Annotated in this window: 1 protein-coding gene; it reads left to right on the top strand. The window is 55.7% G+C overall.

Features of this window, described 5'->3' with window-relative positions; translation table 11 throughout:
* Positions 1-269: 269 nt before the first annotated feature.
* Positions 270-584: a WWE domain-containing protein gene (locus ABWP81_RS11600; RefSeq protein ID WP_353141930.1), complete on the top strand. Its 315-nt coding sequence runs from the start codon at positions 270-272 to the stop codon at positions 582-584.
* Positions 585-1,325 lie beyond the last annotated feature (741 nt).

Below are 1,325 nucleotides of genomic sequence, written 5' to 3'. Positions count from 1 at the left end.
TGGGCTTCCCCGGGCCTTCTTAGGCCTCCCTGGGCCTTCCCGGGCTTCCCTGGGCTTCCCTGGGCTTCCCCGGGCCTTCCCGGGCCCCTCCCCCAAATTTCCCTCCCGGAGATTTCACGACGCGTCATGAACCCCGGCGACACGCACATGTTATCTTTCGCCAATCAGGTCAGCGCCGCTGCGACCTTATGTTGTATGTGTCCGTAGCCATCAGGCTCAGGCACTGCTGTTCTGTGGTCCCTTGCCGACCACGCTGCTTGGCCAGCGCGATGGCCACTGATGAAGGCGAGTGGGTTGACGGAGAAGTGGCATCAGCACCAACCACGACAAGGGGCCACCAGGTCATCTGGCAGGTCGGCGTCGGCCTCACGAACGGAGCCATGACGTGGGCTGATTTCAAGAACCACGAATGCTTGCGCATGGACGGTGGCCTTGCCGCCGGCGACAAGAAGGTGACGTTGAAGTTGCACGATGACACCTGGACCATCGACCTGGAGAACATGCTGCAGATCAACGACAGCACCGGCACGGAGCGGCCCATCCGCCGGGTCGTCGTCGTGAGACGCCACGTGTTCAAGCCGTGAGCGTGGTCAGCGCATTTGCTGCGGCCATTGTTTGTTTTCGAAGGCCATGGTGCTGGGCAGACACCATCTTCGATCACGGCCGGCAGCGCTTCGCTTGGAAGCAAAGAAAAGAAAGCTCGTAGAGCATTTGTCACCTCTGCGTCACGTTTGAAAGTGATGTCCGAAACACTTGTAAAGATGTTCCAGAAACAAAGGTCAGCGCCTGAGAAGCGGCCTGCTTTCGATTTCAAATCTCACCGATTTGGAGCAGTTGTTTTGGGGAGGCACAGGTACGTCCGGCATTATCAAAACAATTTGTCAGTCATTATACGTGTGACTCGCTCTGTGCTTTCTGTGACAAGTGTGGTCTAGTCATTCGTAGGTATCTGTGTGGGAAAACAAATCTCAATTCCGCACCACGTTTGCCGCCCGGTTCGTTTCTGAGGATTTGGAAATTTGTTTTGTTTATGCCGGCATGGTCTTCGAAGGTTTGTTTGATTCGGTGGGGTGTAGGTCCACGCCAGGCCTGTTGTTTACTCGGATTGTGTTGCGTAACCATTTGGCTCAATCAGATCAGTGGCGGTGTGGTTCCTTCTCTGTTTGTTTCCACCTTTCTGGTCATGCCAGGGTCTGTACACTTGAGCAGCGATATCGAAGAGATCTACCACAACCTGGGGCGTGCAGAGGTGCGGCGTGATCGAGATCCTTCGTTGGCTCTCCGGCATCACCGAATCGTGACTTGTCTCGTTTGGGCATTGTCTG

Origin of the sequence: Limnohabitans sp., from assembly GCF_040401135.1 — a bacterium.
In the GTDB taxonomy this organism is placed as follows: domain Bacteria; phylum Pseudomonadota; class Gammaproteobacteria; order Burkholderiales; family Burkholderiaceae_C; genus Limnohabitans.
This window is presented reverse-complemented; position numbering and strand designations above follow the sequence as displayed.